The organism is Cupriavidus laharis (assembly GCF_914271435.1).
Taxonomy (GTDB): Bacteria; Pseudomonadota; Gammaproteobacteria; order Burkholderiales; family Burkholderiaceae; genus Cupriavidus; species Cupriavidus laharis.
This window is the reverse complement of record NZ_CAJZAI010000006.1, coordinates 22,946-49,504: the sequence shown is the minus strand read 5'-3', so window position 1 is coordinate 49,504 and position 26,559 is coordinate 22,946. Positions and strand designations below refer to the sequence as shown.

22 protein-coding genes and 1 tRNA gene are annotated in these 26,559 nt (G+C 66.4%); 11 read left to right on the top strand and 12 right to left on the bottom strand.

Features of this window, described 5'->3' with window-relative positions; all coding sequences use genetic code 11:
* Nucleotides 1-44: 44 nt before the first annotated feature.
* From LDO29_RS13970 to LDO29_RS13960, 3 genes are read left to right on the top strand one after another with little or no spacing between them, the layout of a single operon-like run.
* Nucleotides 45-797: a peptidylprolyl isomerase gene (locus LDO29_RS13970; RefSeq protein ID WP_224080385.1), complete on the top strand. Its 753-nt coding sequence runs from the start codon at nt 45-47 to the stop codon at nt 795-797.
* The gene (locus LDO29_RS13965; RefSeq protein WP_224080384.1) at nt 778-3,897 is read left to right on the top strand and encodes a peptidase domain-containing ABC transporter; all 3,120 of its coding nucleotides are present in this window, start codon (nt 778-780) and stop codon (nt 3,895-3,897) included. The genes LDO29_RS13970 and LDO29_RS13965 overlap by 20 nt, the downstream gene beginning before the upstream one ends.
* Nucleotides 3,894-5,192: a sigma-54 interaction domain-containing protein gene (locus tag LDO29_RS13960; protein ID WP_224080383.1), complete on the top strand. Its 1,299-nt coding sequence runs from the start codon at nt 3,894-3,896 to the stop codon at nt 5,190-5,192. Before LDO29_RS13965 ends, LDO29_RS13960 begins: the two co-directional genes overlap by 4 nt.
* 65 nt (nt 5,193-5,257) lie before the next feature.
* On the opposite strand, the gene LDO29_RS13955 is transcribed toward LDO29_RS13960, so the two are convergent.
* A complete protein-coding gene (locus tag LDO29_RS13955) occupies nt 5,258-6,031 on the bottom strand; it encodes a PP2C family protein-serine/threonine phosphatase (protein ID WP_224080382.1) in 774 nt (257 codons plus the stop codon).
* A gap of 54 nt (nt 6,032-6,085) precedes the next feature.
* A complete protein-coding gene (locus LDO29_RS13950; RefSeq protein WP_224080381.1) occupies nt 6,086-6,256 on the bottom strand; it encodes a hypothetical protein in 171 nt (56 codons plus the stop codon).
* Nucleotides 6,257-6,560: 304 nt separating this feature from the next.
* Between LDO29_RS13950 and LDO29_RS13945 the strand changes: the two genes are divergently transcribed.
* Nucleotides 6,561-7,031 carry a lecithin retinol acyltransferase family protein gene (locus LDO29_RS13945; RefSeq protein ID WP_224080380.1) on the top strand — a complete coding sequence of 157 codons (471 nt, stop codon included), beginning with the start codon at nt 6,561-6,563 and terminating at the stop codon, nt 7,029-7,031.
* Between the two features lie 270 nt (nt 7,032-7,301).
* Here the strand turns inward: LDO29_RS13945 and LDO29_RS13940 are convergent.
* The 3 genes from LDO29_RS13940 to LDO29_RS13930 all read right to left on the bottom strand — a co-directional run bounded on the left by LDO29_RS13940 (nt 7,302) and on the right by LDO29_RS13930 (nt 8,147).
* A tRNA-Arg gene (locus LDO29_RS13940) sits at nt 7,302-7,376 on the bottom strand.
* 240 nt (nt 7,377-7,616) lie between these two features.
* Nucleotides 7,617-7,766 (bottom strand): hypothetical protein, encoded by a 150-nt coding sequence (locus LDO29_RS13935; RefSeq protein WP_224080379.1) that lies wholly within the window; start codon nt 7,764-7,766, stop codon nt 7,617-7,619.
* A 48-nt stretch (nt 7,767-7,814) separates the two neighbouring features.
* On the bottom strand, nt 7,815-8,147 hold the full coding sequence (locus tag LDO29_RS13930) for a DMT family transporter (RefSeq protein WP_224080378.1): 333 nt from the start codon (nt 8,145-8,147) through the stop codon (nt 7,815-7,817).
* Nucleotides 8,148-8,406: 259 nt separating this feature from the next.
* Here LDO29_RS13930 and LDO29_RS13925 point away from each other — a divergent pair, with 259 nt between their 5' ends.
* Nucleotides 8,407-8,913 (top strand): hypothetical protein, encoded by a 507-nt coding sequence (locus LDO29_RS13925; protein WP_224080377.1) that lies wholly within the window; start codon nt 8,407-8,409, stop codon nt 8,911-8,913.
* A gap of 12 nt (nt 8,914-8,925) precedes the next feature.
* On the opposite strand, the gene LDO29_RS13920 is transcribed toward LDO29_RS13925, so the two are convergent.
* The 3 genes from LDO29_RS13920 to LDO29_RS13910 form a co-directional block, all read right to left on the bottom strand.
* Nucleotides 8,926-10,104, bottom strand: coding sequence for a benzoate/H(+) symporter BenE family transporter (locus LDO29_RS13920; RefSeq protein ID WP_224080376.1), 1,179 nt, complete (start codon nt 10,102-10,104; stop codon nt 8,926-8,928).
* Nucleotides 10,105-10,198: 94 nt separating this feature from the next.
* The gene (locus LDO29_RS13915; protein ID WP_396022665.1) at nt 10,199-11,119 is read right to left on the bottom strand and encodes an amino acid ABC transporter substrate-binding protein; all 921 of its coding nucleotides are present in this window, start codon (nt 11,117-11,119) and stop codon (nt 10,199-10,201) included.
* Nucleotides 11,120-11,376: 257 nt separating this feature from the next.
* Nucleotides 11,377-12,306 (bottom strand): amino acid ABC transporter substrate-binding protein, encoded by a 930-nt coding sequence (locus tag LDO29_RS13910; RefSeq protein WP_224080374.1) that lies wholly within the window; start codon nt 12,304-12,306, stop codon nt 11,377-11,379.
* A gap of 496 nt (nt 12,307-12,802) precedes the next feature.
* Between LDO29_RS13910 and LDO29_RS13905 the strand changes: the two genes are divergently transcribed.
* Nucleotides 12,803-14,737, top strand: a complete 1,935-nt coding sequence (locus LDO29_RS13905) for an ATP-binding cassette domain-containing protein (protein ID WP_224080373.1) — start codon at nt 12,803-12,805, stop codon at nt 14,735-14,737.
* Nucleotides 14,738-14,807: 70 nt separating this feature from the next.
* On the opposite strand, the gene LDO29_RS13900 is transcribed toward LDO29_RS13905, so the two are convergent.
* Together LDO29_RS13900 and LDO29_RS13895 are read right to left on the bottom strand one after the other, a co-directional pair.
* Complete coding sequence (locus tag LDO29_RS13900; protein WP_224080372.1) at nt 14,808-14,951, bottom strand: hypothetical protein; 144 nt, start codon at nt 14,949-14,951, stop codon at nt 14,808-14,810.
* The gene (locus LDO29_RS13895; RefSeq protein WP_224080371.1) at nt 14,948-16,159 is read right to left on the bottom strand and encodes an MFS transporter; all 1,212 of its coding nucleotides are present in this window, start codon (nt 16,157-16,159) and stop codon (nt 14,948-14,950) included. Before LDO29_RS13895 ends, LDO29_RS13900 begins: the two co-directional genes overlap by 4 nt.
* A gap of 310 nt (nt 16,160-16,469) precedes the next feature.
* On the opposite strand from LDO29_RS13895, the gene LDO29_RS13890 reads away from it, so the two are divergent.
* The 5 genes from LDO29_RS13890 (at nt 16,470) to LDO29_RS13870 (ending at nt 22,862) form a co-directional block, all read left to right on the top strand.
* Nucleotides 16,470-18,461: a DNA topoisomerase IV subunit B gene (locus tag LDO29_RS13890; protein ID WP_224080370.1), complete on the top strand. Its 1,992-nt coding sequence runs from the start codon at nt 16,470-16,472 to the stop codon at nt 18,459-18,461.
* Nucleotides 18,462-18,469: 8 nt separating this feature from the next.
* Nucleotides 18,470-19,255, top strand: coding sequence for a lytic transglycosylase domain-containing protein (locus LDO29_RS13885; protein WP_224080369.1), 786 nt, complete (start codon nt 18,470-18,472; stop codon nt 19,253-19,255).
* Nucleotides 19,256-19,327: 72 nt separating this feature from the next.
* On the top strand, nt 19,328-21,670 hold the full coding sequence (gene parC / locus LDO29_RS13880; protein ID WP_224080368.1) for a DNA topoisomerase IV subunit A: 2,343 nt from the start codon (nt 19,328-19,330) through the stop codon (nt 21,668-21,670).
* Nucleotides 21,671-21,777: 107 nt separating this feature from the next.
* The gene (locus tag LDO29_RS13875) at nt 21,778-22,335 is read left to right on the top strand and encodes a chromate transporter (RefSeq protein ID WP_224080367.1); all 558 of its coding nucleotides are present in this window, start codon (nt 21,778-21,780) and stop codon (nt 22,333-22,335) included.
* Nucleotides 22,332-22,862: a chromate transporter gene (locus LDO29_RS13870; RefSeq protein ID WP_224080366.1), complete on the top strand. Its 531-nt coding sequence runs from the start codon at nt 22,332-22,334 to the stop codon at nt 22,860-22,862. Before LDO29_RS13875 ends, LDO29_RS13870 begins: the two co-directional genes overlap by 4 nt.
* Nucleotides 22,863-22,873: 11 nt before the next feature.
* Here LDO29_RS13870 and LDO29_RS13865 read toward each other — a convergent pair whose 3' ends face one another.
* Both LDO29_RS13865 and LDO29_RS13860 read right to left on the bottom strand, forming a co-directional pair.
* On the bottom strand, nt 22,874-24,706 hold the full coding sequence (locus tag LDO29_RS13865; protein WP_290369572.1) for an ABC transporter ATP-binding protein: 1,833 nt from the start codon (nt 24,704-24,706) through the stop codon (nt 22,874-22,876).
* Between the two features lie 121 nt (nt 24,707-24,827).
* Complete coding sequence (locus LDO29_RS13860) at nt 24,828-26,504, bottom strand: L-lactate permease (protein WP_224080365.1); 1,677 nt, start codon at nt 26,502-26,504, stop codon at nt 24,828-24,830.
* Nucleotides 26,505-26,559: the final 55 nt, after the last annotated feature.

Below are 26,559 nucleotides of genomic sequence, written 5' to 3'. Positions count from 1 at the left end.
CAAATCGCGACTGCCGCAGTGCGGCAGTCAAAGGAGGCAGGGCCATGACTGGCATTGTGCGTATCGACGACGAGGTACTGGGCGTCGAGGAATTCATCCGACTGCTCAAGTTCACCGGGCAGTTCGAAGGGCTGGTCGAGCAGATGGTGCGCGACAAGCTGACCGTGCACGCGGCAAAGCGTGCAGGCCTGACCCTGGCGCAGGAAGAGATCCAGGAGCGCGCCGACCAGTTCCGGCGCGTGCAGGGGCTGCACCGCGCGGCGGACATGAACCACTATCTCGACGCGCTGGGCGTGAGCCTGGACGAGTTCGAGGTCTTCATCACCGACAGCCTCTACCAGGAGCGGATGATGGAGCAGGTCTGCAGCGACGACGCGGTGCATGAGTACTTCCAGCTCAATTCGCCGCGCTTCGACAGCATTGAAGTCAGCCATATCGTGGTGGACAGCGAAGGCAAGGCCAAGGAGCTGATCTCCTACCTGCAGGACGATCCGGACAGCTTTGCCGAGATGGCACGCGAGCATTCCATTGCCGATACGCGCGAGCGCGGCGGCGACATCGGCAAGGTCCTCCGTGGCTCGCTCAAGACCGATATCGAGGCGAAGGTGTTCAACGCCGAGGCCGGCGACCTGCTCGGGCCGTTTGCCGCGCCGGACCGCTCGTTCTTCGAGGTGTTCCTGGTACGCGCCAAGCATCCCGCCACGCTGGACAGCGACGTCGCGGTGGAAGTGCGCCGGCTCCTGCGTGAAGAGTGGCTGATGGCCAGGGCGCAGGAACATGTCATCGAAGCCCGCTAGCGAAGGCGGGGCGGCGGCTGAGCTGCCGCCGCCGTCGGCCACTGCCGCCACGCCGCCTGCCGCATCGCTCGCCGATTTCCTGGCGACGGTGGAGATCCTGTCCGCCCTGATGCGCGACGAGCTGGAACAGCTCGCGGCCGCGGCCCAGACACAGACGTTCGGCTTCGGCGATACCGTGTGCAATGCCGGCGAGCCGGCGCCCGGCCTGTATATCGTCAAGACCGGTTCCGTGCGCGTCTTCAACGAGGAGCACGGCAAGGAAATCAGCATGGGCGTGCGCAAGACCGGCGAAGTGTTCGCCGACATTGCGCTGCTGCGCGAGTACCACCACGAGTCGTCGGTGCGCGCGTCGGGCAAGACCGAGCTGCTGATGATTCCGCGCAGCATCGGCGAGAAGGTGGTAGCGGGCAACCAGGCCGCGCTGGCCTTTATCACGAGCTACGTGGCCATCAGTTCGGCCGGCGGCTTCGTGGCGCGGCTGTTCGACCTGCGCGGCAAGCTGGACCGGCGCGAGCTTGAGGACGCCGTGCGCAGCGTGGGCGTCAAGCGTGTGGCCGCGGGCAAGGAGATCCTGAAGCAGGACGGACGGGACGACCGCCGGCTCTACGTGGTGCGCCAGGGAACCGTGCGCATCGTGCGCAGTGAAGAGGGCGACGAGTACCCGCTTGCGATGCTTGGGCAGGGCGATATCTTCGGCGAACGCGCATGCGTGATGCGGCAGGAGCAGATCGCTTCGGCCGTCGCCGAGACCGACGTGCGCCTGCTGGTGATCCCCGAGAAGACGGTGCAGCTGATCCTGGAGCGCAACCCGCGCCTGCGCGAGGTGCTGGAAGAGCGCATCCGCGTCGTGGACCGCGAACTGCACCGGCAGAAGAAGCTGGCCGAGCGCCGCAAACGGCCGGTGCTGCTGGACCTTCAGTCCAAGCCCGAACTGGGCGAACGGCTGATCCGGCGTTTTGCGCTGGTGGAGCAAGCCGAAGAGATGGATTGCGGCGCCGCGTGCCTGGCCATGATCTGCCGGCACTACGGCATTCCGATGTCGCTGGGCAAGCTGCGTGAGCTCGCCAACGTGACCACGCAGGGCGCGACGCTGGAAAGCCTGGCGCGCGCCGGCGAATCGCTGGGCTTCACCACGCGCGGCGTGCAGTGCACGCGCGATTCGCTGATGGGCTTCGATCTGCCGTTCATCGTGCACTGGGAGGGCTACCACTACGTGATCGTGTACGGCGTGTCGTCGCGCTGGGTATGGGTGGCGGACCCGGGCATCGGCTTCCGCAAGATGAGCACGGAAGAGTTCGAACGCGGCTGGAGCGGCACGTGCCTGCTGTTCAGCCCCGGCGAGAGCATGACGCAGCTGTCGGTGCAGCGCTCGCCGTGGCTGCGCTTCATCAGCTACCTGGCGCCGTACAAGAAGATTCTCGCGCACCTGTTCCTGGCCACGTTCGTGATCCAGGTGCTCGGCGTGGTGCCGCCGCTCATCATCCAGAACATCCTGGACGGCGTGGTGGTGCACCAGAACATCGGCCTGCTGCACCTGCTGATCGTCGGGCTGATCATCGCCAATGTGTTCTCGCAGCTGATGGCGACCATTCGCGCCTACCTGGCCAACTTCATGGTGCGCAACATGGATTTCGCCATGATGTCGCACTTCTTCAAGCACACGCTGTCGCTGCCGCTGTCGTTCTTTGCCAAGCGCAAGACCGGCGACATCTTCGCGCGCTTCCAGGAGAACCAGACCATCCGCGCCTTCCTGACCGAGTCCACGGTGACCACGGCGCTGAACCTGCTGATGGTGTTCATCTACTTCACCATCATGTTCCTCTACAACGTCAAGCTCACGCTGCTGCTCATCGCGTTCGTGATCCCGATCGCGGCCTTGACAGTGGTGGTCACGCCAAAGGTGAAGACCTACGCGCGCGAAGTCTTTGCCGCGTCGACCGACGCCAAGGCCTATCTCATGGAGACACTGGGCGGCGCCGAGACGGTCAAGGGCATGGGCATCGAGCGGCCGGTGCGCCTGCGCTGGGAAGCCAAATACGCCAAGGCGCTGGAGAAGCAATACCAGGCGCAGGCCTTCCATATCCTCATCGGGATGATCAGCCAGCTGCTCAACGCTGCCACGACCATCGCCGTGCTTTGGGTGGGCGCCACACTGGTGTTGCAGCGCGAGCTGACCATTGGCCAGCTCATCGCCTTCAATGCCTTCATGGGCAGCGTGCTCGCGCCGCTGATGGGCCTCGTGGCGCTGTGGGGGCAGCTCAACGATGCCGGCGTGGCGATGGAGCGGCTGGGGGACGTACTGGACCTCGAGCCCGAACAGAAGCCGCAGGACGTGATGTCGCGCGTGATGCTGCCGGACCTGCAGGGCGAGATCGAGATGGACGGGCTCTACTTCCGCTATGGCGGCGAGGATACGCCCTATGTGCTCGAGAACATCAGTCTGCATATCAGGCCGGGCGAGATGGTGGCCATCGTCGGGCGCAGCGGCTCGGGCAAGACCACGCTGGCCAAGCTGCTGGTGGGCTTCTACCGGCCGACCGACGGTTCGATGAAGGTGGACGGCTATGACATCGGCGTGATCGACACCGAGTTCTACCGGGCCCAGGTGGGCTACGTGATGCAGACCAACCTGCTGTTCTCCGGCACCATCGCCGAGAACATCGCCTGCGGCGACGAAAGCCCCGACCGCCGCCGCATCGAGGAAGTGGCGCGGATGGCCGACGCGCATCCGTTCATCACCAAGCTGCCGCTCGGCTATGAGCAGATCGTGGGCGAGCGCGGCATGGGCCTGTCGGGCGGGCAGATCCAGCGGCTGTGCATTGCGCGCGCGCTGTACCACGACCCGCGCCTGCTGGTGTTCGACGAGGCCACCTCCGCGCTCGATACGCAGTCGGAGAGCAACATCCTGGCGAACATGCAGGAGATCCTGCGCGGGCGTACGGCGGTGATCATCGCGCACCGCCTCAGCACCATCATGCAGGCCGACAAGATTTTGGTGCTGTACGAGGGCGCCGTCGTCGAACAGGGCCGTCACGAGGAACTGCTCGATCGCAAAGGCATGTACTACCAGCTGGTGCAGAAGCAACTGAGTGCAGCATGAAGCTATATAACCAGGGCGCCAGGCCGCCAGCCGCTACCTCCGCGGTTTCTTTCGCCGGGCTGATCGAGAAGCTCGAGATCCTGCGTTCTACGCTGCGCTGGTCTTCGCGGCTGGAGCGTGCGGATATCGAGAAGCTGCTCAAGCAGGCCACCACGCTGCGCGACGAGGTGATGGGCCTGTCGCACAAGGAGCGCTTCGTGCAGGCCGCCGGCGGCAGCGAGGCGCCGGCGCCGGAAGAAGTCGAGCGCATGCCGCGCGAGCGGCGCCAGGCACTGCTGGAGCGCAGCTTCATCTTCGAAGGCACGTTCGGCGACAACCCGAAGCTGCTTGAATCGCTGGAAATCGCGGAGAAAGCCGCACCCACCGACCTGCCCGTGCTGATCGACGGGGAAAGCGGCACGGGCAAGGAACTGATGGCCAAGGTGATCCACGCCAACGGCTCGCGCCAGGACCGGCCGTTCATCTCGGTCAACTGCGGCGCCATCCCGGACAGCCTGCTGGAGTCCGAGCTGTTCGGGCACAAGAAGGGCGCGTTCACGGGTGCCAGCAACGACCGGCGCGGCAAGTTCGAGAGCGCCCATACCGGCACCATCTTCCTGGACGAGATCGGCGAGCTGCCGCTGACTGGCCAGGTCAAGCTGCTGCGCGTCCTGGAAGCGCATGAGATCCAGCGCGTGGGCTCGGACGAAGTGATTGCCGTCGATACGCGCATCGTCGCCGCGACCAACAAGGACCTGCGGCGCATGAGCCAGGAAGGCACCTTCCGCGAAGACCTGTTCTACCGGCTCAGCGTGATCCACGTGTCCCTGCCCGCGCTGCGCGAACGGCGCGACGAGATCCCCTTGCTGGTTGCGTATTTCAGCGACGAGGCGGCCGGCATGCTCAAGCGGCGGCCGGTCAGGCTGACGCCGCGGCTGCGCGACTTCCTGATGCACTACGACTATCCGGGGAATATCCGCGAGCTGCGCAACCTGCTGTACCGGGTGTCCTGCCTGGCCGGTGATACGGCAGACCTGGCCCACCTGCCGCAGGACATCCGCCCGAAACCGGCGGCGCTGGCCGTGGTGCCGATCGGCCCTGTCGGCGCCGTGTCAGCGCTGGCCACGTCGCTGAGCGAAGCCAAGCGGGCTGCCAGCGACGAGGCGGAACGGGCGTTTCTGGAGCGGGGCCTGCAGGAAGTGGGCGGCACGGTGGCGGAGCTGGCGCGGCGCTGCGACATGAACCGCTCGCATCTGCAGATGCTGCTCAAGAAGCATGGGATTCATTCGAAGGATTTTCGGGGGGCGAAAGCGTGATGCCGGAGGGAGCGGGGTTGTAGTGACGGGATGCAGCACCCGGCAAGATCGACAACGACAACCCGCTACACCTCTGGATTCACCAACGTCATATCCCCTCCGTAGGGGTCCTCCGCCCGTACTACCACAACGGTGACGTTGTCATGGCCGCCATGGTCCAACGCCATCTTCACAAGCGTCTGCGCGGCGGTGGCAAGGTCGCCGCCGGCCGCCAGCACGGACGCGATGGCGTCGTCCTCGACTTCGTTGGTCAGCCCATCGCTGCAGAGCAGGAACAGATCGCCGTCGGCGACATCGACGAACAACTGCTCGGGCAACAGCGTATCGGCCGCGCCGACCGCCCGCGTGATGGTGTTGTGCGCGGGATGGTGGCGCGCTTCCTCGGCCGTGATCAGGCCGCGTGCGAGTAGCCGCTCCACCTGGCTGTGGTCGCGCGTCAGCCGCTGCAGCCGCTCGCCGCGCATCCGGTAGAGCCGGCTGTCACCGGCCCAGAGGCAGCCGCAGCGTCGGTCGCCGGCGGCCAGCGCCACCACGGTGGTGCCCACGCAGCGCACCTGCAGGCGCGCGGCTTCCGCGATCAGGGCGCGGTTGACATCCTGCAGCGCGGCGCCCACGTCGGACAGCCGTTCTTCCAGCGATGGCCGTGCCGCCAACGCCGCCAGCGCCTGCGTGACGGCCTGGCTGGCGAAATCGCCGACGGCGTGGCCGCCCATGCCGTCGGCCACGACCCAGATGCCCTGGTCAGGCAGATCCAGGCAAGCGTCCTCATTGCGCTCGCGTACCCGGCCCACGTCGGTGCAGGCCGCCGATGCCCAGCGGAATTGCGTCACGCCAGTCAAGATGCCCTCCGTCTGCGCAGGATCCGGCCACGTCCGGGTCCTGCGGCACAGTGCTCAGTTCAGCCGGCCGTCATTGCGCGTGCCCTGGTCGACGTTGACGCTGATGCTCGAATCGGGCGCGCTGTTCCTGACGTCCACGGCCTGGAACGGGTTGTTTATCTGATCAGCATAGAAGTTGTTGCTGGTCTCGTAAAAGTTGATCACCGTGGCGCCCAGGGTGGCCATGGTGAGACCTCGGGTCTTCTGGAGCGGATGCCCGTCGTGCCATCGATCACGCAAGCACTGTGCCATCGGCGCCGGCGATGGCGCCGCAGTGGCGGGCGCCTTGTCAGGAGAGGGATGGTTGGCGGCTAACCAACAGAATGGCCGTCATGTCGTTGGTTGCCAGGCAACAGTCGCTGGGACTCTACGACGACACATTCCCCGCAATCGTTGAAATGGCGGGAGGGAAACGCACTGGCACACCTCATGCAGAGGGTCTGGCAACGACGCAGCAATGACTGCAGCAACCAGACACCCGAGGCCAGCCATGCCACTCGAGCACGCACAACAAGACAAACACCGCCACAGCGAGAGCGATACCGTTGACCTGCCGCTGGGCGCCCATCTGATGACGGGGCGCCACGGCTATGTGCATCACGGCATTTACGCCGGCCAGGGCCGCGTCATCCACTATGCCGGCTTCGCCCGCGCGCTGCAGGCGGGGCCGGTCGAGGAAACCAGCCTGGAAGCGTTTGCGGCGGGTCGTGCCGTCATCGTCCGGCTGGAACCATGCGCCCGTTTTGTCGGCATCGAGACAGTAGCGCGTGCCCGTTCCCGCCTGGGCGAGAACCGCTACCGCCTGTTTTCCAACAACTGCGAGCACTTCTGCTCATGGTGCCTGTCCGGCGAAAGCCGCAGCGAACAGGTGGAAACCTGCCTGCGCCACCCTCGTGCCGCGCTGCGCGCCATGCTGCGGCTCGTGGGTACCGTCCTGCAGGTCAGCCTGCGGGCGGCCTGAAACGTTTCCTGTTACAGACACGAAGGAGCCAGCCATGTCCGGACTGATCGTCAGAGCAGATTGCGCCGTGTATGGCGGGCGCCAGTGCCACCGAAACGGCCAGCCTGCCGTCGCTGCCACAGGCGGCCGCCACGCCGGTAGCAGGGCGGGGCGTCATGCACCGCGCCGCGCGCGGCTCGCTTCCCAGGGGCGGCCCCCGATCGCGGGCGAATGCCGGCGGCGGTGACTAGTGGCGCTTGGGGAAGATCCGGTGTGGATGGAGCGAGGGCTTGGTCCCGCCGACAGGAATCGAACCTGTATCTAGCGCTTAGGAGGCGCTCGTTCTATCCATTGAACTACGGCGAGGGACAGAGCTGTCAGGACCGTCGTTCCGCAGGGCTGCGGTGATCCTGAAGACGGGGCGGAGTATATCAAAAACCTCCCGCCCGGGGCATGTTCCGGGGGCGGGGAGCCAGGGCGGGCGGCGCAGGGTGCTGCTGCTCCCGGCGTCGAGGATGTTGCCGGGGATCCTTGGTTCGCGGTTGCCAGTACAGGCCGTACGGAACCGCTATGGCGGCTTTCGCGCCGCCGCGTCAGAAGTGCCAGCTATTTCTTGTGATGCACCAGCCGGTTCCACCAGTACTGGACTGGGTGTTCATGTTCCGGATAGAACGGCGATTTGTGGAAGAACTCGGCCCTGACGGCAAGGATGTACAGGACAATGATGGCTGCGGCGAAGAGCAGGGCGGTAAGCATGGCAGTCTCCCGTGGCACATACAAGATTCATTCTAGGCGCCACAGCTGCTAGTGCCCGCTGGTTTTCGAGAAAAGCTGGATCACCGCCACGCCGGCGATGATCAGCCCGATGCCCACGCAGGCCGCCACATCCGGCACCTGGCGGTACAGCACCATGGCGATCAGTGTGACCAGGACGATGCCGGCGCCGCTCCAGATGGCATAGGCCACCCCGACCGGCACGGTCTTCATGACCAGCATCAGCAGGTAGAAGGCGCAGGCGTAGCCGGCCACGACCAGGATGCTGGGCACCAGCCGGGTGAAGTTTTTTGCAGCCTTGAGGCTGCTGGTCGCGATGACCTCGGCAATAATGGCCAGGGCGAGGAGCAGGTATCCGTTCATTGGTGAAAAAAGCTGAAACAAGCGGTGCGGGTGGCGGGCAGCCCCAGTGGCTGGTGACCGCCGCAAATGTTGCATAGTCACCGCTCGGGTGCTTGTATGCCCTCCCTTGCGGTGGTTGTGCGAAGCGGTATTGCAGTCTTGAATGATAGTGTGCAGTCTGCGTGACATGCGGGCAGTCACGGCACTCACGGCAGTACCCGACCAGGCCGGTCATCCATAACAACGGCGGCGGGTGTTTTTGGTTCCTGGGGGGAGCGGTATGAGCAATCAAGGCATTGACGGGGTGACCGTCTGGCCCGCGACACGCACGGCAGCCGCCGAGGCTGACGAATCGGGCGTCTGGCAGAACACGATCGCGGCGGCGGACTATGCGCTGGAGGAAGCGACCCGCATCCACCGCGGGGTGCAGAGCAATCTCAAGCTGATGCAGGAAGTCCGGGCGCTGCGCGAGGAATTGCGCAAGGCGCATGCTGAGGCCGATCGCTACCGCGGCATGCACGCGCGCGTGGTGGTCAGCATGCGCCAGCTCGAGGAAGAGCATGCCGTCGAGGTAGGCCGTCTGCAGACCGAGAACGAGATGCTGCTGGTGCGCCACCGCGTCTACAAGCTCCTGGCCGAGCACTATGGCATGGCGGCGCTGCGCTTCGACACCCCCACGTTCTGCGAGCACCGCGACCGCGTGCTCCAGCACGTGCTGTTCCAGCGCCGCAAGGGCGTGGCGCTGGAAGACATCCGGTTCCGGGACATCGCCTTCCTGCTGCTCTGAGCCGGCAGCGCGTCAGGCGGCTTTCCGGCGCAGCACGAACAGCGCCAGCATGCCGCCGGCCACGCCCCAGAAGGCCGAGCCCACGCCGACGAGCGTCATGCCGGACGCGGTGATCATGAAGGTGATCAGCGCGGCTTCGCGTTCATCCGGCGTCTGCATGGCCACGGTCAGGCCGTTGGCGATCGATCCCAGCAGCGCAAAGGCGGCCAGCGCCACCACCACGGCCTTGGGGAAGGCTGCGAACAGCGCCGCAATGCTGGCGGCCAAGACGCCCGCCACCAGGTAGCCCACGCCACAGACGACGGCGGCGGTATAGCGCCGCGCCGGGTCGGTATCGGCCTGCGGCCCGGTGCAGATGGCCGCCGTGATGGCAGCGAGGTTGATGCCGTGCGAGCCAAACGGCGCTAGCACGGCGGAGGCGAAGCCCGTCACGGCAATCAGCGGCGATGCCGGCACGTGGTAGCCGTCGGCGCGCAGCACCGCCAGGCCGGGGATGTTCTGCGAGGCCAGCGCCACGATGAAGAGCGGAATGGCGATGCTGACAAAAGCCTGGAGCGAGAACGCCGGGGTGGTCCACACTGGCACTGCCACTGCCAGGCGGAACCCTTCGAAATGCAGCTGGCCCAGCGCGCCTGCCAGCGCCACGCCGACCAGCAGCACGCCCGGCACGGCGTAGCGCGGCCACCATCGGCGGCCGGCCAGGTAGGCGGCGAACATCGCCAGCATCAGGAAGGTCTGGTCCTGGGCCAGCACGAACACGTCCACGCTGATCCGGAACAGGATGCCGGCCAGGAGGGCCGATGCGATGCTGGCTGGCAGCGCGCGCATCAGCTTGTCGAACCAGCCGGTCAGCCCGGCCGCCGTCATCAGCAATGCCGCCATCAGGAACGCGCCGATCGCTTCCGGGTAGGGCACGCCGGGCAGGCTCGCGATCAGCAGCGCGGCGCCAGGCGTAGACCACGCCACCACCACGGGCACGCGCATGGCCAGCGACAGGCCGATGGTGGTCACGCCCATGCCGATGGACAGCGCCCACAGCCACGACGAGATCTGCGCGCTGCTCAGGTGCGCCGCCTGCCCGGCCTGGATCATCAGCACCAGGGAACTGGTGTAGCCGGTCAGCGTGGCGATCAGGCCCGCAACGAGCGCGGAAACGGACAGATCGGAGAGCTTGAGGGAGTTTGCGGGCATGGGCGGTAGGGCGGGGAGACGTAAGCGGCACAGCCGACATCTTCGCATGAGTGCCGGCCGCGCGGCCATTGCTCCGGAATTTGCCTTCGCTGCCTCAGTCCGCCACTTTGTCGCTCGGGAAATGGAACGAATCGCGCAGCAGATTGCTCATGGCAATGTCCAGCGCGATCCCCAGCGGCGGCACCGGCGACTGGAACCACCGGCGGTAGAGCTTCTGCGTTTCCTGCTCGTTGATGGCCGCCGTCAGGGTCTTGTCGACCAGCTTCTTGAAGTCGTCGTTGTGCGGGGGCAGCATGATCGCATAGGGTTCGACGGTCAGCATGGAGCCGGTAATGCGGTAGTCGGCGGGGTTGCGCGCGCGGGTGCGCTGGCTTGCCAGCAGGACGTCGTCCATCACGAACGCATCCGCCTGGCCGGATTCGATCATGGCGAAGGCCTGGCCGTCGTCCCGCGCTTCGACAATGCGGCCGGTGTCGACCAGTGCGCGCAGCATGGCCAGCGACGTGGTGCCCGCCGTGGACACCACCGTCTTGCCGCGAAGGTCCGCCCATTTGGCGATGGCCGAATCGCTCCTGACCAGCATGCGCGTGCCCGCGATGAAGTGTGGGATAGTGAAGGCCACCTGCTCGCGGCGCTGCCGCGTGTTGGTGGTCGTGCCGCATTCCAGGTCGGCCTTGCCGTCGACCATGGCCGCGAAGCGGGTCATGCTGGTGACGGACACCCATTCGACCTTCAGGGCGGGCATCCGGAGTGCCGAACGCACGGCGTCAACAACCTTCAGGCACAGGTCGATGGAATAGCCGGCCGGCTTGCCATCCAGCAGGTAGGAGAACGGGACTGCGTCCTCGCGATAGGCCAGGCGGATGGCGCCCGACTGATGGATGCGCTGCATGACTGGCGCATGGGTTTGTGTGGCCGCGGCCGGAGGTGCCGCGAGGAAGGCGGCGCAGGCCGCGGAAACAAAGACAGACGCCGGCTTCCGTAAGGAAGCGCGGCGCGGCAGACCCGGATTCATGAAAAAACACCCCGCAAGAAAGTCGACTGGCCATGGCTCAGGCGTGCGGCCTTGTTGGGGATGTGTCCCCTGGCTCTGCTCTGATGCCCTGCGCTCCACCCCTGGAGGATCAGGGGCGAGAGGCGCGCATTCTCCACGTGCGATGGCGCATCGGCAAGTGTCGCTCACGCAGGCGTGGCCCGCGCGAGACGACATTTCCTGGGCGGGTTGACGGGCTGCGGACCCGCTTCGGTGTCAGTCCGCGTGGGGCATGACACTCAGTCCGCGACCTTGTCGCTGGGGAACTTGAACGAATCGCGCAGCAGGTAGCTCATCGGGATGTCGAGCGTAATGCCGTGCGGCGGGATCGGTGCCTGGAACCACTTCTTGTAGAGCTTGGGCGTTTCCTGGTCGTAGACCGCGGCGATCAGCGTCTTGTCCACCAGCTTCTTGAATTCCAGGTCCTGTTTGGAAAGCATGATGGCGTAGGGCTCGATGGTCAGCATCTCGCCCGTGACCTTGAAATCGGCCGGGCGGCTGGCATTGGCGCGCAGGCCGTAGAGCAGCACGTCGTCCATCACGAAGGCGTCGGCCTTGCCGGATTCCACCATGGCAAAGGCCTGCGCATGGTCCTTGGCCTCGATCAGGCGCCATTGCATGACGCCGCCTTCATCCATCTTGCGTAGCATGGCCAGCGGCGTGGTGCCAGACGTGGACACCACAGTCTTGCCGCGCAGGTCGGCCCACCTGGCGATGCCTGACTCGCTCTTCACGATCATGCGGCTACCGGCGATGTAGTGCGGGATGGTGAAGGCCACCTGTTCGCGCCGCTCGCGGTTGTTGGTGGTGGAGCCGCATTCGAGATCCGCCTTGCCCTCGACGATCGCGGGAATGCGGTTGGCCGGCGTGACCGGCACCCATTCGACGCGCAGGCCGGGCAGGTGCAGCGAGGTGCGCACCGCATCGGCAATCTTCAGGCACAGATCCACCGCGTAGCCGACCGGCTTGCCGTCGGCCACGAACGAGAACGGCACCGAGCTTTCGCGGTGGGCGATGCGGATAACGCCGGTTTGCTGGATATGCTGCAGGACCGGCGCAGTGGCGGCCTCGGTGGAGCCGGTGGCCAGGACGCCGGCGCAGGCCAGCAAGGACAAGACAAAGGCGGCTTTCGGGCGCGAAGCCCGGCGCAACAGACCCGTTTCGATCATGGAAACCCCCGTCAAAAGAAAGCAAGAATCAAGTGGCGGCCGTTAGGTGTGGTTCCGTGCGGCTCTGAGTTGTCGTTGTCGCGCTGTACCCCGGGGCAAGACTCATGCCGAGAAGGATGCTGCCGGAACACGAGTGCTGCGCGGGCTATTGTTCCATGTGCGCCGGGGTGCAGACAACTATGGGACAGGATGGCCGTGCAACGCATGCAACGGCAGTCCGCAGATCTCGTTGACGGGGGCTTTCCCTTACGGATATTTCCGAACTGGAGAGACGCGGCGGCGGTTGTTATGCTTCGTTCCGTGCCTTGCGAGCAGGGCACCGAGGAGAGACTCTTGGGCCCGCGCAGCGGGCCCTTTCTTTTGTGCCGGCCGCCTGGCGATCGGTACCCGGGCGGGCACCCGCGCCGGTGTTCTACAATGCGGCCTGCTTCGCGCCGAAGCCGCCAGACCGTTGGCCGCCGGCGCGCCTTCCGAATCTGCCGCCCGATTTCCTCCCATGGCCCTGTTTTCCATTACCGATGCCCAGCTTGCTTTCGGGCACGTGGCCTTGCTCGACCACACCGATTTTTCGCTGGAAGCCGGCGAGCGCGTCGGCCTGATCGGCCGTAACGGCTCGGGCAAGTCTTCGCTGCTGAAGATTGTGGCGGGCCTGGCTGCGCCGGATGACGGCCTGATCGCGCGCCAGTCCGGCGTGACCTCGGCCTACGTGCCGCAGGAGCCCCAATTCGAGCCAGGCATCACGGTGTTCGACGCCGTGTCGCAGGGCATGGGCCAGGCGCACGACCTGCTGGTGCGCTATGAAGCCGCGGCCGAGCGGCTGGCCGACAGCCATGACGAGGCCGCGCTGGCCGAACTGCACCGGCTGCAGTCCGAACTCGACGCTGCTGGCGCCTGGCACCTGCGCACGCGCGTGGAAACCACGCTGGCCAGGCTGGGCCTGGATCCGCACACGCGTGTCGATGCGCTATCCGGCGGCCTGCAGAAGCGTGTGGCGCTGGCGCAGGGCCTGGTGGCCGAACCCGACATCCTGCTGCTGGACGAGCCGACCAACCACCTCGACGTGGAAGCGATCCGCTGGCTTGAGGATCTGCTGCTCGGTTTCCGGGGCAGCGTGCTGCTGATTACCCACGACCGCGCGTTCCTGGACCGTGTGGCGACCCGCATCGTCGAACTGGATCGCGGCCGCCTGTTGTCCTTTCCCGGCAACTTCGCTGCCTACCAGGCACGTAAAGAGGAGCTGCTGGCCGCGGAACAAGTGGAACAGGCCAAGTTCGACAAGCTGCTCGCGCAGGAAGAGGTTTGGATCCGCAAAGGCGTGGAGGCACGCCGCACGCGCAGCGTGGCGCGCATCCAGCGCCTGGTGACGATGCGTGCCGAGCGTGCGGCGCGGCGCGAGGCGCAGGGCAACGTCAAGCTGGAAGTCTCGCAGGCCGACCGCTCCGGCAAGATCGTGGCCGAGTTGACCGACGTGAACAAGTCGTATGGCGACAAGGTCGTGGTGCGTGACTTCACCGCCACCATCATGCGCGGCGACAAGGTCGGCCTGATTGGCCCCAACGGCGCCGGCAAGACCACGCTGCTGCGCCTGATCCTCGGCGAGCTGCCGCCCGACAGCGGCACCGTGCGCAACGGCAGCAACCTGCAGGTCGCGTACTTCGACCAGATGCGCAGCCAGCTCGACCTGGAAAAGTCGCTGGCCGATACCATCAGCCCGGGAAGCGACTGGGTCGAAGTCAACGGCCAGCGCAAGCACGTCATGAGCTATCTGGGCGACTTCCTGTTCGCGCCGGAACGCGCGCGCTCGCCGGTCAAGTCGCTGTCCGGCGGCGAGCGCAACCGCCTGCTGCTGGCGCGCCTGTTCGCCCGCCCGGCCAATGTGCTGGTGCTGGACGAGCCGACCAACGACCTCGACATCGACACGCTGGAACTGCTGGAAGAGTTGCTGCAGGACTACAGCGGCACCGTGTTCCTGGTTTCGCACGACCGTGCCTTCCTGGATAACGTGGTGACCTCCACGATTGCTGCCGAGGGCGACGGCCAGTGGCGCGAGTCGGTCGGCGGCTATTCCGACTGGGTCGCGCAGTCCGAGCGCAGCGCCGCGCTGCAGGCAGCGCGCAAGCCCGAGCAGAAGGCCGCCGAGGCGGCGAAGGCAAAGGACTCGCGCGAGGCACGGGGCGCCAACCGCACGGTCAAGCTGTCATACAAGGAGCAGCGCGAGCTGGACGGGCTGCCCGAGCGGATTGCGTCGCTCGAAACCGAGCAAAAGACGATCGCCGCGCAGCTGGAAGACGGCTCGCTCTATGTCAGCGACGCGGCCAAGGCCGCCGAGCTGGCGACCCGGCACGACGAGATCGAGATGGAGCTGCTGGAGGCGCTGGAGCGGTGGGAGGTGCTGGAGGCGAAGACGAAGGGCGAGGGAGCAGGCGCTTAGCTTCCGCTCGCCAATTGTTTGCTCCCTCTCCCCTCAGCGGGAGAGGGGAGCAAACCGGCGTGTCACGACTTCATCCACACCACGCCAACACCATATTGGTCAGGTCGACCATAAACGACGGCCGCAGGTACCCGATAAACCCAAGCCCCAGCGCCGCCGCCAGCACCAGCAGGCCGGCGGCGCGCAGCATGCGCTGGCGTGCGACGGTGGTCATGCCGCGGCCGGCTGCGGGCGCGCCAGCGCGTGCTCGCGGATCGGCAGGTTGACTAGCGCCGCCATCACGCCCAGCGCCATCGCAATCATCCACACGGTGGTGTAGCCACCGGTGCGGTCATACAGGTAGCCGCCCAGCCACGCGCCCAGGAAGCTGCCGATCTGGTGCGAGAAGAACACTACGCCGGACAGCATCGACAGGTATTTCACGCCGAACACCTGGGCGATGATGCCGTTGGTTAGCGGCACGGTCGACAGCCACAGGAAGCCCATCAGCGCCGCGAATACCCAGGTGCTGCCCGTCGTCAGCGGCAGCAGCAGGTAGCCCGCAATGACCACGGAACGCGTCAGGTAGATGGCCGACAGCAGGTAGCGCTTGGGCAGGCGCTGTCCCATGGCGCCGGCGGTGTAGGTGCCAAACACGTTGAACAGGCCGATCAGCGCCAGCGCCACGGTGGCCACCTTGGGGTCGGTCAGGCCCTTGTCCTTCAGGTAGGGCGCCAGATGCACGCCGATGAACACCACCTGGAAGCCGCATACGAAATAGCCCAGCGTCAGCAGCTGGAAATTGCGGTTGCCGAAGGCCTCGCGGATGGCCTGGCCGATGGTCTGATGATGCCCGCCGTCGTGCGCGGCCATCTTCGGCTCACGCAGCGTGAACGCCAGCGGCAGCATGACGCAGGCCATCAGCGCCATCACGAACAGGGCGTTTTGCCATCCCAGCCCGGAGATCAGCGTCTGCTCGACCGGGATCATCAGGAACTGCCCGAAGGAGCCCGCCGCGGCGGCAATGCCCATGGCCCAGATGCGCTTCTCGGCGCTGGCCACCCGGCCGATCACGCCGTACACCACGCTGTAGGTGGTGCCGGACTGGGCGATGCCGATCATCACGCCGGCACCGCCGGCGAAGGCTGTGCCGCTGGTCGACAGTGCCATCACCACCAGCCCGGCGACGTACAGCGCCACGCCGATCAGCATGATGCGCAGTGCGCCGTACTTGTCGGCGAGCGCGCCGGCAAAGGGCTGGCTGGCGCCCCACATCAGGTTCTGCAGCGCCAGCGCGAAGGCAAAGGTCTCGCGGTTCCAGCCATGGGCTTGGGTGATCGGCAGGTTGAACAGGCCGAAGCCATGCCGGATGCCCATGGAAAGGGTGACGAGCAGGCCACCGCACACGAGCACAGTGGTCAGGGAGAGTTGTCGATTCTGCATATCGGGCTCGCTGCGGGCGGCGGGGTGCCTCTGTTGTTGTGGTTCTTGTTGTGCTGGCCGGGCGCGGCATTGGGGGCCGGATCCGGTCTGCGCGAGTTTACCCCGGCTTGCCGGAACGCGCCGGGCACTGCCCGCAAGTCCGGACGGGCGGCATGGTAATCCGGACGGCCGGCAAGGAAGCGCGCTGGCGTCGCGGTCTTTTTGCCACGATTGCCGGTCCGGGCTTCCATTACAATGCAGTGCCCGGCACCCCGGCGCAGCCACGAATGCGCGCCGCAGTGGCCGGGATCTCCACTTTCGTAGCGACTCCATGGCGAGCAAAACCAGTCAGTACAGCGAATCCTCCATCCGGGTCCTGAAGGGCCTGGAGCCGGTCAAGCAGCGTCCCGGCATGTACACCCGCACCGACAACCCCCTGCATATCGTGCAGGAGGTGATCGACAACGCGTCCGACGAGGCGCTGGGCGGCTTCGGTTCCGAGATCCTGGTCACGCTGCACCGCGACGGCAGCGTCAGCGTGGAGGACGACGGCCGCGGCATCCCGGTCGGCATCCACCCGGAAGAAGGCGTGCCGGTGGTCGAGATCGTCTTCACGCGGCTGCACGCCGGCGGCAAGTTCGACAAGGGCAAGGGCGGCGCCTACGCGTTCTCGGGCGGCCTGCATGGCGTGGGCGTGTCGGTGACCAACGCGCTGTCCACGCAGCTGGACGTGACGGTCTGGCGCGAGGGCATGATGTCCACGCTGACCTTCTCCGGCGGTGATGTGACCGCGCCGCTCACTTCGCGCAAGCTCGAGCGCGGCGAGAAGAAAAATGGCACGCGTGTCCAGGTGTGGCCGGACGCGAAGTATTTCGATTCGGCCGCCATCCCGCAGGCCGAGTTGCAGCGCTTGCTGCGCAGCAAGGCGGTGCTGCTGCCCGGCGTGAAGGTGACGCTGGTGATCGAGAAGACCGGCGAGTCCCAGACCTGGCAGTACGACCAGGGCCTCAAGGGCTACCTGGTCGAGGCGCTGGCGCAGGGCAGCGGCGCCGAACTGGTGATCCCGATGTTTGAGGGCGAGCACTTCGCCGACCCGGATGCCAACCCCGGCGAAGAAGGCTTTGCCGACGGCGAAGGCGCTTCCTGGGTAGTGGCCTGGACCGAAGAGGGCGCGCCGGTGCGGGAGTCATACGTCAACCTGATCCCCACGCCGGCCGGCGGCACGCACGAGTCCGGCCTGCGCGAAGGCCTGTTCCAGGCGGTCAAGAGCTTTATCGAGATGCACGCCTTGCAGCCCAAGGGCGTCAAGCTGATGAGCGAGGACGTGTTCGCGCGCGCCTCGTTCGTGCTGTCGGCCAAGGTGCTGGACCCGCAGTTCCAGGGCCAGATCAAGGAACGCCTGAACAGCCGCGACGCGGTGCGCCTGGTGTCGACCTTCAGCCGCCCGGCGCTGGAGCTGTGGCTGAACCACCACGTCGAATACGGCAAGAAGCTGGCCGAGCTGGTGATCCGCCAGGCGCAGGCGCGCACGCGCGCCGCACAGAAGGTGGAAAAGAAGAAGGGCTCCGGCGTGGCCGTGCTGCCCGGCAAGCTGACCGACTGCGAATCGACCGACGTCACGCGCAACGAGATCTTCCTGGTCGAGGGCGACTCCGCCGGCGGCTCGGCCAAGATGGGCCGCGACAAGGAGTTCCAGGCCATCCTGCCGCTGCGCGGCAAGGTGCTGAATACCTGGGAGACCGAGCGCGACCGCCTGTTCGCCAACAACGAAGTGCACGACATCGCCGTGGCCATCGGCGTGGACCCGCACGGCCCGAACGACGAGCCTGACCTGTCCAACCTGCGTTATGGCAAGATCTGCATCCTGTCCGACGCGGACGTGGATGGCGCGCACATCCAGGTGCTGCTGCTGACGCTGTTCTTCCGGCACTTCCCGAAGCTGATCGACGCCGGCAACGTCTGCGTAGCGCGCCCGCCGCTGTTCCGCGTCGACGCGCCCGCGCGCGGCAAGAAGCCGGCGCAGAAGCTGTATGCACTCGATGAAGGTGAGCTGGAAGCCATCCAGGACAAGCTGCTCAAGGACGGCGTCAAGGACGGCAGCTGGCAGATCTCCCGCTTCAAGGGCCTCGGCGAAATGAGCGCCGAACAGCTCTGGGAAACCACCATGAACCCGGACACGCGCCGCCTGCTGCCCGTGGCGCTCGGCGAATTCGACCTGCCGCAGACCGTCGAGATGATGAATATGCTGATGGGCAAGGGCGAGGCCGCCCAGCGCCGCAGCTGGCTGGAAGAGAAGGGCAACGAGGTCGAGGCCGATATCTGAGGCACGCAATGACGACGAGGCTGACACGCGGACCATGGCGACAGGCGGCAGCAGCCGTGCTGGCGCTGGCCGGCCTCGCCTTTGCGCCGGCGGCGCATGCCGAACTCTATGGCTTTATCGATGCCGATGGCGTCGCCCACTTTGCCGACCACAAGCTCGACGAGCGCTACAAGCTCTTCATGAAGGACGGCGGCAGCTTCGATACCTCCCGTGATTCGCGCGAGGCCGGCGCTGCCGCGGTAGATCTCGAGCAGCACAAGCTGTACCGCTATATCGTCAACCACCCGAATATCGCCAAGGTCGAGCCGATGATCCGCCAGATCGCGGACAAGCAGGACGTCGACCCGGCGCTGGTCAAGGCGGTGATGGCGGTGGAGTCCGGCTTCAACCCGTCGGCCGTGTCGCCCAAGGGCGCCATCGGGCTGATGCAGGTCATTCCCGGCACCGGCACGCGTTTCGGCGTCAGCGCCGATGCGCGCCGCAGCGTCGAGGAGAAGCTGGCCGACCCGCGCACCAATATCTCGGCCGGCGTGCGCTACCTGCGCTGGCTGATGGAGCTGTTCCCCGACAACCTGGAACTGGTGCTGGCCGCCTACAACGCAGGCGAGGGCGCGGTGCAGCGCTACAACAACCGGATTCCGCCGTACCCGGAGACGCAGCAATACGTGAGTACCGTGCTGCAGTTCTACCGGCTGTACAAGCCCGGCGGGCCGGTCGTCAGCCGTACCAGCGCGGCAGCCGGCGGGCCGTCACGCGTGAAGATGGTGATCGGCGGACGGCGCAACATGCCCTGACCAGGATTCCCGAACAACAAGCCACCCGGCGCGCCGGCTTTACATCATGGCGCGCCGTCTTCTTGCCAATCCATGGAACAACAAGACATCTCGTTTCAACCTGAAGAGCCGGCGGATTCGCTGACGCTGGCGCGCTACGCCGAGCGGGCCTACCTTGACTACGCCGTCAGCGTGGTCAAGGGCCGCGCGCTGCCCGAGGTCGCGGATGGCCAGAAGCCCGTGCAGCGGCGCATCCTGTTCGCCATGCACGAGATGGGCCTGCGCGCCGACGCCAAGCCGGTCAAGTCCGCGCGCGTGGTCGGCGATGTGCTCGGCAAATACCACCCGCACGGCGACCAGTCAGCGTATGACGCGCTGGTGCGCCTGGCGCAGGACTTCTCGCTGCGCTATCCGCTGATCGACGGCCAGGGCAACTTCGGCTCGCGCGACGGCGACGGCGCCGCGGCCATGCGTTATACGGAAGCGCGCCTCACGCCGATCTCGCGCCTGCTGCTCGACGAGATCGACCAGGGCACGGTCGACTTCATCGCCAACTACGACGGCTCGATGGAAGAGCCGAAGCTGCTGCCTGCGCGCATGCCGTTCGTGCTGCTCAATGGCGCTTCGGGCATTGCCGTGGGCATGGCGACCGAAGTGCCGCCGCACAACCTGCGCGAAGTCGCCGGCGCCACCGTCGCGATGATCCGCAACCCCAACATCACGCTGGCCGAGTTGCTGGCGCTGATGCCGGGCCCGGACTATCCCGGCGGCGGCCAGATCATCTCGCCGGCTTCGGACATCGCCCAGATCTACGAGACTGGCCGCGGCAGCTTGAAGGTGCGCGCGCGCTGGACCATCGAGGAAATGGCGCGCGGCCAGTGGCAACTGGTGGTGACCGAGCTGCCACCGGCCACGTCGGCGCAGAAGGTGCTCGAAGAAATCGAGGAACTGACCAACCCGAAGGTCAAGGCCGGCAAGAAGGCGCTGACCCCGGAGCAGCAGCAGCTCAAGGCCTCCGTGCTGGCCGTGCTGGACGCCGTGCGCGACGAATCGGGCAAGGACGCGCCGGTGCGGCTGGTGTTCGAGCCCAAGAGCAAGAACGTCGGCCAGCAGGAATTCATCCAGACGCTGCTTGCCCATACCAGCCTGGAGTCAGGCGCGCCGGTCAACCTGGTGATGATCGGCACGGACGGCCGCCCGCGCCAGAAGGGCCTGCGCGACATCCTGCGCGAGTGGATCGACTTCCGCTTCGCCACCGTCACGCGGCGCACGCGCCATCGCCTGGGCAAGGTGGAGGACCGCATCCACATCCTCGAAGGCCGGATGCTGGTGCTGCTGAACATCGACGAGGTGATCCGCATCATCCGCGAAAGCGACGAGCCCAAGCCTGCGCTGATGGAGCGCTTCGGCCTGAGCGACCGCCAGGCCGAGGATATCCTCGAAATCCGCCTGCGCCAGTTGGCCCGGCTGGAAGCCATCAGGATCGAGAAGGAACTGCAGGACCTGCGCGAAGAGCAGGCCGATCTCGACGTGCTGCTCAAGTCCGACACCATGATGCGCCGTCGCATCATCAAGGAGATCGAGACCGATGCGAAGCAGTACAGCCCGGAAGACAAGGACCCGCGCCGTACGCTGATCCAGGAAGAGCGCCGCGCCGCCGCCGAAGTGCGTGTGGTGGACGAGCCGGTCACGGTCGTGGTGTCGCAGAAGGGCTGGGTGCGCACGCGCCAGGGCCATGGTCACGATGCGCAGCAGTTCACGTTCAAGGCGGGCGATGCGCTGTACGGCACCTTCGAATGCCGCACGGTGGACGTGCTGCTGGCGTTCGGCACTAATGGCCGCGTGTACTCCGTGCCGGTGGCGGGCCTGCCGGGCGGGCGCGGCGACGGCGTGCCGCTCACCACGCTGATCGAACTGCAGCCGGGCAGCCAGATTGCCCACACCCTTGCCGGCAATGCGGAGCAGCGCGTGCTGATCGCCACGCAGGGCGGCAATGGCTTCCTGACCAAGGTGGGCGACATGACGGGCCGGCAGAAGGGCGGCAAGTCCTTCCTGACGCTGGACGACGGCGATGCGCCGCTCGCGCCCGCGCCGATCGGCGACGAGGCCACGCACGTGGCATGCCTGTCCGGCAACGGCCGCATGCTGCTGGTGGCGCTGGACGAGGTAAAGGTGCTGTCGGCCGGTGGCCGAGGCGTGATCCTGATGGAGCTGGAGCCGAAGGAGAAGCTGCTGCAGGCCATTGGCGTGGGCGCGCCGGGGCTGGTGGTGTCGGGTACCACGCCGCGTGGTGGCAAGCCTGATTCGCAGAAACTGGCTGGTGCGAACCTGATGGTTTATATCGGCAAGCGGGCGCGCAAGGGCAAGGCGCTGGAGACCAAGTTGAAGGGCGTGCGGATCGATCCGTTCAGGGTTGTGCCGCCTTCGGGCAACTAAGGTGCTTCCCGGGTTTCTCCCCTCTCCCGCTTGCGGGAGAGGGGAGTATCGCCGCAGCAGTTGTCACGCCGCCGCTGTTGCTTGCCGTCGCTGTCATTCTCCTTCCCATGTCTTCCCTCGCCCCGCCCCCCACCCCCCGCACCCTCTTCATCGAGTTCGCCCGCATGGGCCTGTCCGGTTTCGGCGGCGTGCTGCCGTTCGTGCGCCGTGCGGTGGTGGAGCGCAACCGCTGGCTCGATGACCGCGACTTTGTCGAACTGCTGAGCCTGGGCCAGGTCCTGCCCGGCCCCAATGTCATCAACCTGGCGCTGATGCTGGGCCTGCGTTTTGCCGGCTGGCGCGGCGCGCTGGCCGCGTTCAGCGGGCTGGTCATGGTGCCGATGGGGCTGGTACTGGGTTTGCTGCTGCTGTACCAGCACTACGAATACGTGCCGGCCGTGCAGCGCATGCTGGCCGGCATGACGGCGGTTTCGGCCGGGCTAATGCTGGCCACGGCCATCCGGCTGGCGCTGAGCCTGTCGCTGACCATGCGTGCCGTGCTGATCGGCGGAGCGGCTTTCCTGGTAATCGGCTTGCTGCGTTGGCCGCTCGTGCCCGTCATGGCTGTGCTCGTGCCGCTGGCACTGGTGCTCGAATGGCGCGCTATCCGCGGAGCGCGCCAATGAGCGCGGCCGAAGTGCTGGGCAGCCTGTTCGCCCATTTCAGCGCGCTGTCGCTGCTGGCCATCGGCGGTGCCAGTTCCACTCTGCCGGACATGCACCGCTACCTGGTCGAGGCCAACGGCTGGCTGACCGATGCGCAGTTCTCGGCCATGTACGCGATTTCGCAGGCGGCGCCCGGCCCCAACGTGCTGTTCGTCTCGCTGTTCGGCTGGCAGGTGGCGGGCTTTGCCGGTTCGCTCGCGGCCATGCTCGGTATGTGCGGGCCGTCCAGCCTGATCGCGCTCGCGTTCGAATATTTCTCTGGCCGCTCTCCGCATGCGAACTGGCCCGGCCTGATCCGGCGCGGGCTGGCCGCACTGACGATCGGCTTGCTGGCCTCGTCGGGATGGGTGCTGGCGCGCAGCGTCGACCACGGCTGGGGCGCGGTGGCCGTCACCGTGGTGACGGTCCTGCTAATGCTGAAGACGCGCGTGCATCCGCTCGTGCTGGTGGCCATCGGCGGGCTGGCCGGGCTGCTCGGCGCGCTCTGACCGGAACCGGATCAGTCCACGCCGACGAAGCCGCCGGTCTGGTGCGCCCACAATCGCGCATATAGTCCGCCATGGGCGAGCAGTTCCGCATGCGTGCCGCTCTCGGCGATATGGCCCTGGTCCAGCACCACCAGCCGGTCCATGCGCGCGATGGTTGAAAGCCGGTGCGCGATCGCGATCACCGTCTTGCCCTGCATCAGCGTCTCCAGGCTTTCCTGGATCGCTGCCTCCACTTCCGAGTCGAGCGCCGAGGTGGCCTCGTCCAGGATCAGGATGGGCGCATTCTTGAGCAGCACCCGCGCGATGGCAATGCGCTGGCGCTGGCCGCCGGACAGCTTCACGCCGCGCTCGCCCACCAGCGCCTCCAGGCCAGTGTTGCCGCTGGCATCCGCCAGGTGCGGGACGAACTCGTCGGCGCGGGCGCGGTGCAGTGCCTCGGCAATTTCGGCTTCGGTGGCATCGGGCTTGCCATAGAGCAGGTTGTCGCGGATCGAGCGGTGCAGCAGCGAGGTATCCTGCGTCACCATGCCGATCTGCGCGCGCAGGCTTTCCTGCGTCACGCCGGCAATGTCCTGGCCGTCGATCAGGATGCGGCCGCGCTCCACGTCATAGAGCCGCAGCAGCAGGTTGACCAGTGTCGACTTGCCCGCCCCGGACGGCCCGACCAGTCCGATCTTCTCGCCGGGCCGCACCGCCAGGTCCACGCCTTCGATCACGCCCGAGCCCTTGCCATAGTGGAACCCGACCTGTTCGAAGCGCACCGCGCCATGGGTGACGCGCAGGGGCTGCGCGTCGGGCCGGTCCGTCACGGTGCGCGGTACCGCAATGGTCTTCATGCCGTCCTGCACCTGGCCGACGTTCTCGAAGATGCCGTTGACCACCCACATGATCCAGCCCGACATATTGTTGATGCGGATCACCAGCCCGGTGGTGAGCGCGATGGCGCCGGTCGTGACCCGGCCCTGGCTCCACAGCCACAGCGCCATGCCGGTCGTGCCGGCGATCAGCGCGCCGTTCATGGCGGTGATGGTGATATCCATGGCGCTCACCATGCGCCCGGCCAGGCGCACCTTGTCGGTCTGGTCGGCCATGGCGTCGCGTGCGTAGTCCTCTTCCTTGCGTGTATGGGCGAACAGCTTGAGCGTGGCGATATTGGTGTAGCCGTCGACGATGCGGCCCATCAGCCGCGAGCGTGCCTCGGTGGCGACGACCGAGCGTTGCTTGACGCGCGGCACGAAGTACGCGAGCGCCGCCACGTAGCAGGCGATCCACAGCAGCAGCGGGATCATCAGGCGCCAGTCGGCCTCCGCGAACAGCACCAGCGACGTGACCGCGTAGATCAGCACGTGCCACAGCGCGTCGACGGCCTGCACCGCGGAGTCGCGCAGCGAAAAGCCGGTCTGCATGATGCGCTGGGCGATGCGCCCCGCAAAGTCGTTCTGGAAGAACGACAGGCTCTGCTTGAGCACGTAGCGGTGGTTCTGCCAGCGGATCAGGTTCGCCAGGTTCGGGTTGATGACCTGGTGCACCAGGATGTCGTGCAGCCCGAAGAACACCGGGCGCAGCACGAGCGCGACCAGCGCCATCCACAGCAGCTCATTGCGGTGGCGGCTGAAGAAGCCTTCGGCGGGCGAGGTCTGGGCCAGGTCCACCAGGCGGCCCAGGAAACTGAACAGCGATACCTCGATCAGCGCGCCGACCAGCCCGACCACCAGCAGGACGCCGAACACCGGCCAGACCTCGCGCAGGAAATAGGCGTAGAAGTGCCACACGTCGCCCGGCGGCTTGCTGTCGGGCATGCGGCGGAAAGGGTCGATCAGGCGTTCCAGGCGGCGTATGGGCATGGCGGTTGCGGCTGGGCCCGCGCGTGCGGCGGACTGGACGCTCCATGATACGCCGCCAATGAAAAAGGCCCCGCCGGGTGCGGGGCCTCTGGTTTGCTTGCCTTGCCTGTCGGCAGCCGGGTCAGTGGATGACCATATGTGTGAACGGCTCCACGTAGGCCTGCAGCGTCACGAAAATGCCCACCATGATCGCCAGCGCGATCGAGTGGAAGAACACATAGCGCAGGATGTCGCCCTCGTGCCCGTACCACTTGGTGGCGGTGGAGGCCACCACGATGGACTGCGCATCGATCATCTTGCCCATCACGCCTCCCGAGCTGTTGGCCGCGGCCATCAGCACCGGCGACAGGCCAAGCTGCTCGGCGGTAGTCTTCTGCAGGCCGCCGAACAGCACGTTGGAGGCGGTGTCGGAACCGGTCAGCGCCACGCCCAGCCAGCCCAGCATGGTGCCGAACAGCGGGTAGAGCACGCCGGTCTGCGCGAAGGCCAGGCCCAGCGTGGCATCCAGGCCCGAGTAGCGGGTCAGGTAGCCGATGCCGAACATGGCGCTGATGGTCAGCAGCGAGAACTTGGTCAGCTTGATGGTTTCCCAGTATTCCTTGACCATGCGCGGCACCGAATAGCCCATCACCAGCCCGCCGACAATGGCCGACACCAGGATGCCGGTACCGGCCATGGACAGCACGTTGAAGGCGAAGATGGCAGGCTCGGCGATTTCCTTGGGCGTGACCGGCGGGTGCTTGAGGATCGCCTTGTCCAGGCCCGGAATGGGGAATTTCCATTGCCACAGGGTATCCATGAACTTCTTGAACTCGGGCACGCCCCAGATGAAGACGAACACGGTCAGGATGATCCAGGGCACCCAGGCCTTGGCCACAGAGATACCGGCGGAGGCAGCGGTGGCGCGGGCGTCGGCTTCCAGCGCCTCGGGATGGTCGACCTTGGAGTCGTCGTGGCGGCCCAGGATCTTGGTTGTCGTCCAGATTTCCTTGGGGTGCCAGATCTTCAGGAACAGCGTGAGCGCGCCCAGCGAGATCAGCGCCGAGATCACGTCCACCAGCCACGGGCCATGGTAGTTCGACACCAGGAATTGCGGGATGGCGAAGCTCACGCCCGCAACCAGGATCGCCGGCCAGATGGCGATCATGCCGCGGAAGCCGGCGAAGGCCCAGATCAGCCAGAACGGCACCAGCACCGAGAAGAACGGGAGCTGACGGCCGATCATGGCCGACAGCGTGACCTGGTCGATGCCGGTCACCGAAGACAGCCCGATGATCGGCGCACCGAGCGCGCCGAAGGCCACCGGCGCGGTATTGGCGATCAGCGCCAGGCCCGAAGCGGCCAGCGGCGAGAAGCCCAGGCCGATCAGGATGGCGCCGGTCACGGCCACCGGCGTGCCGAAGCCGGCGGCGCCTTCGAAGAACGCGCCGAAGCTGAAGGCAACCAGCAGCAGCTGCAGGCGGCGGTCTTCGGTCACGCCGGAGATCGATGTCTGCAATACCTTGAATGACCCGTTCAGCGTGGTGAGCCGGTGCAGGAAGATGATGTTGAGGACGATCCAGCCGATCGGGAACAGGCCCGAGACAATGCCGAGTCCGGCCGCCTTGCCGGCCATGGCCGCGGGCATGCCGAAGACCGCGGACGCCACCACGATGCCCACCACCAGCGCCAGGCCGGCGGCAAGGTGCGCCTGCATGTGAAAGAAGGCCAGCGCTGCAAGCAGCACGGCTACCGGGACGCCCGCGGCAATGGTGGACAGCGCCATATTGCCTAGCGGGTCATAGACTTGACTCCACACGATTGAAATCCTCCTCAGGTTTGGCTCGGGCGGCCCGGGCGATCTCCGTGCCCTT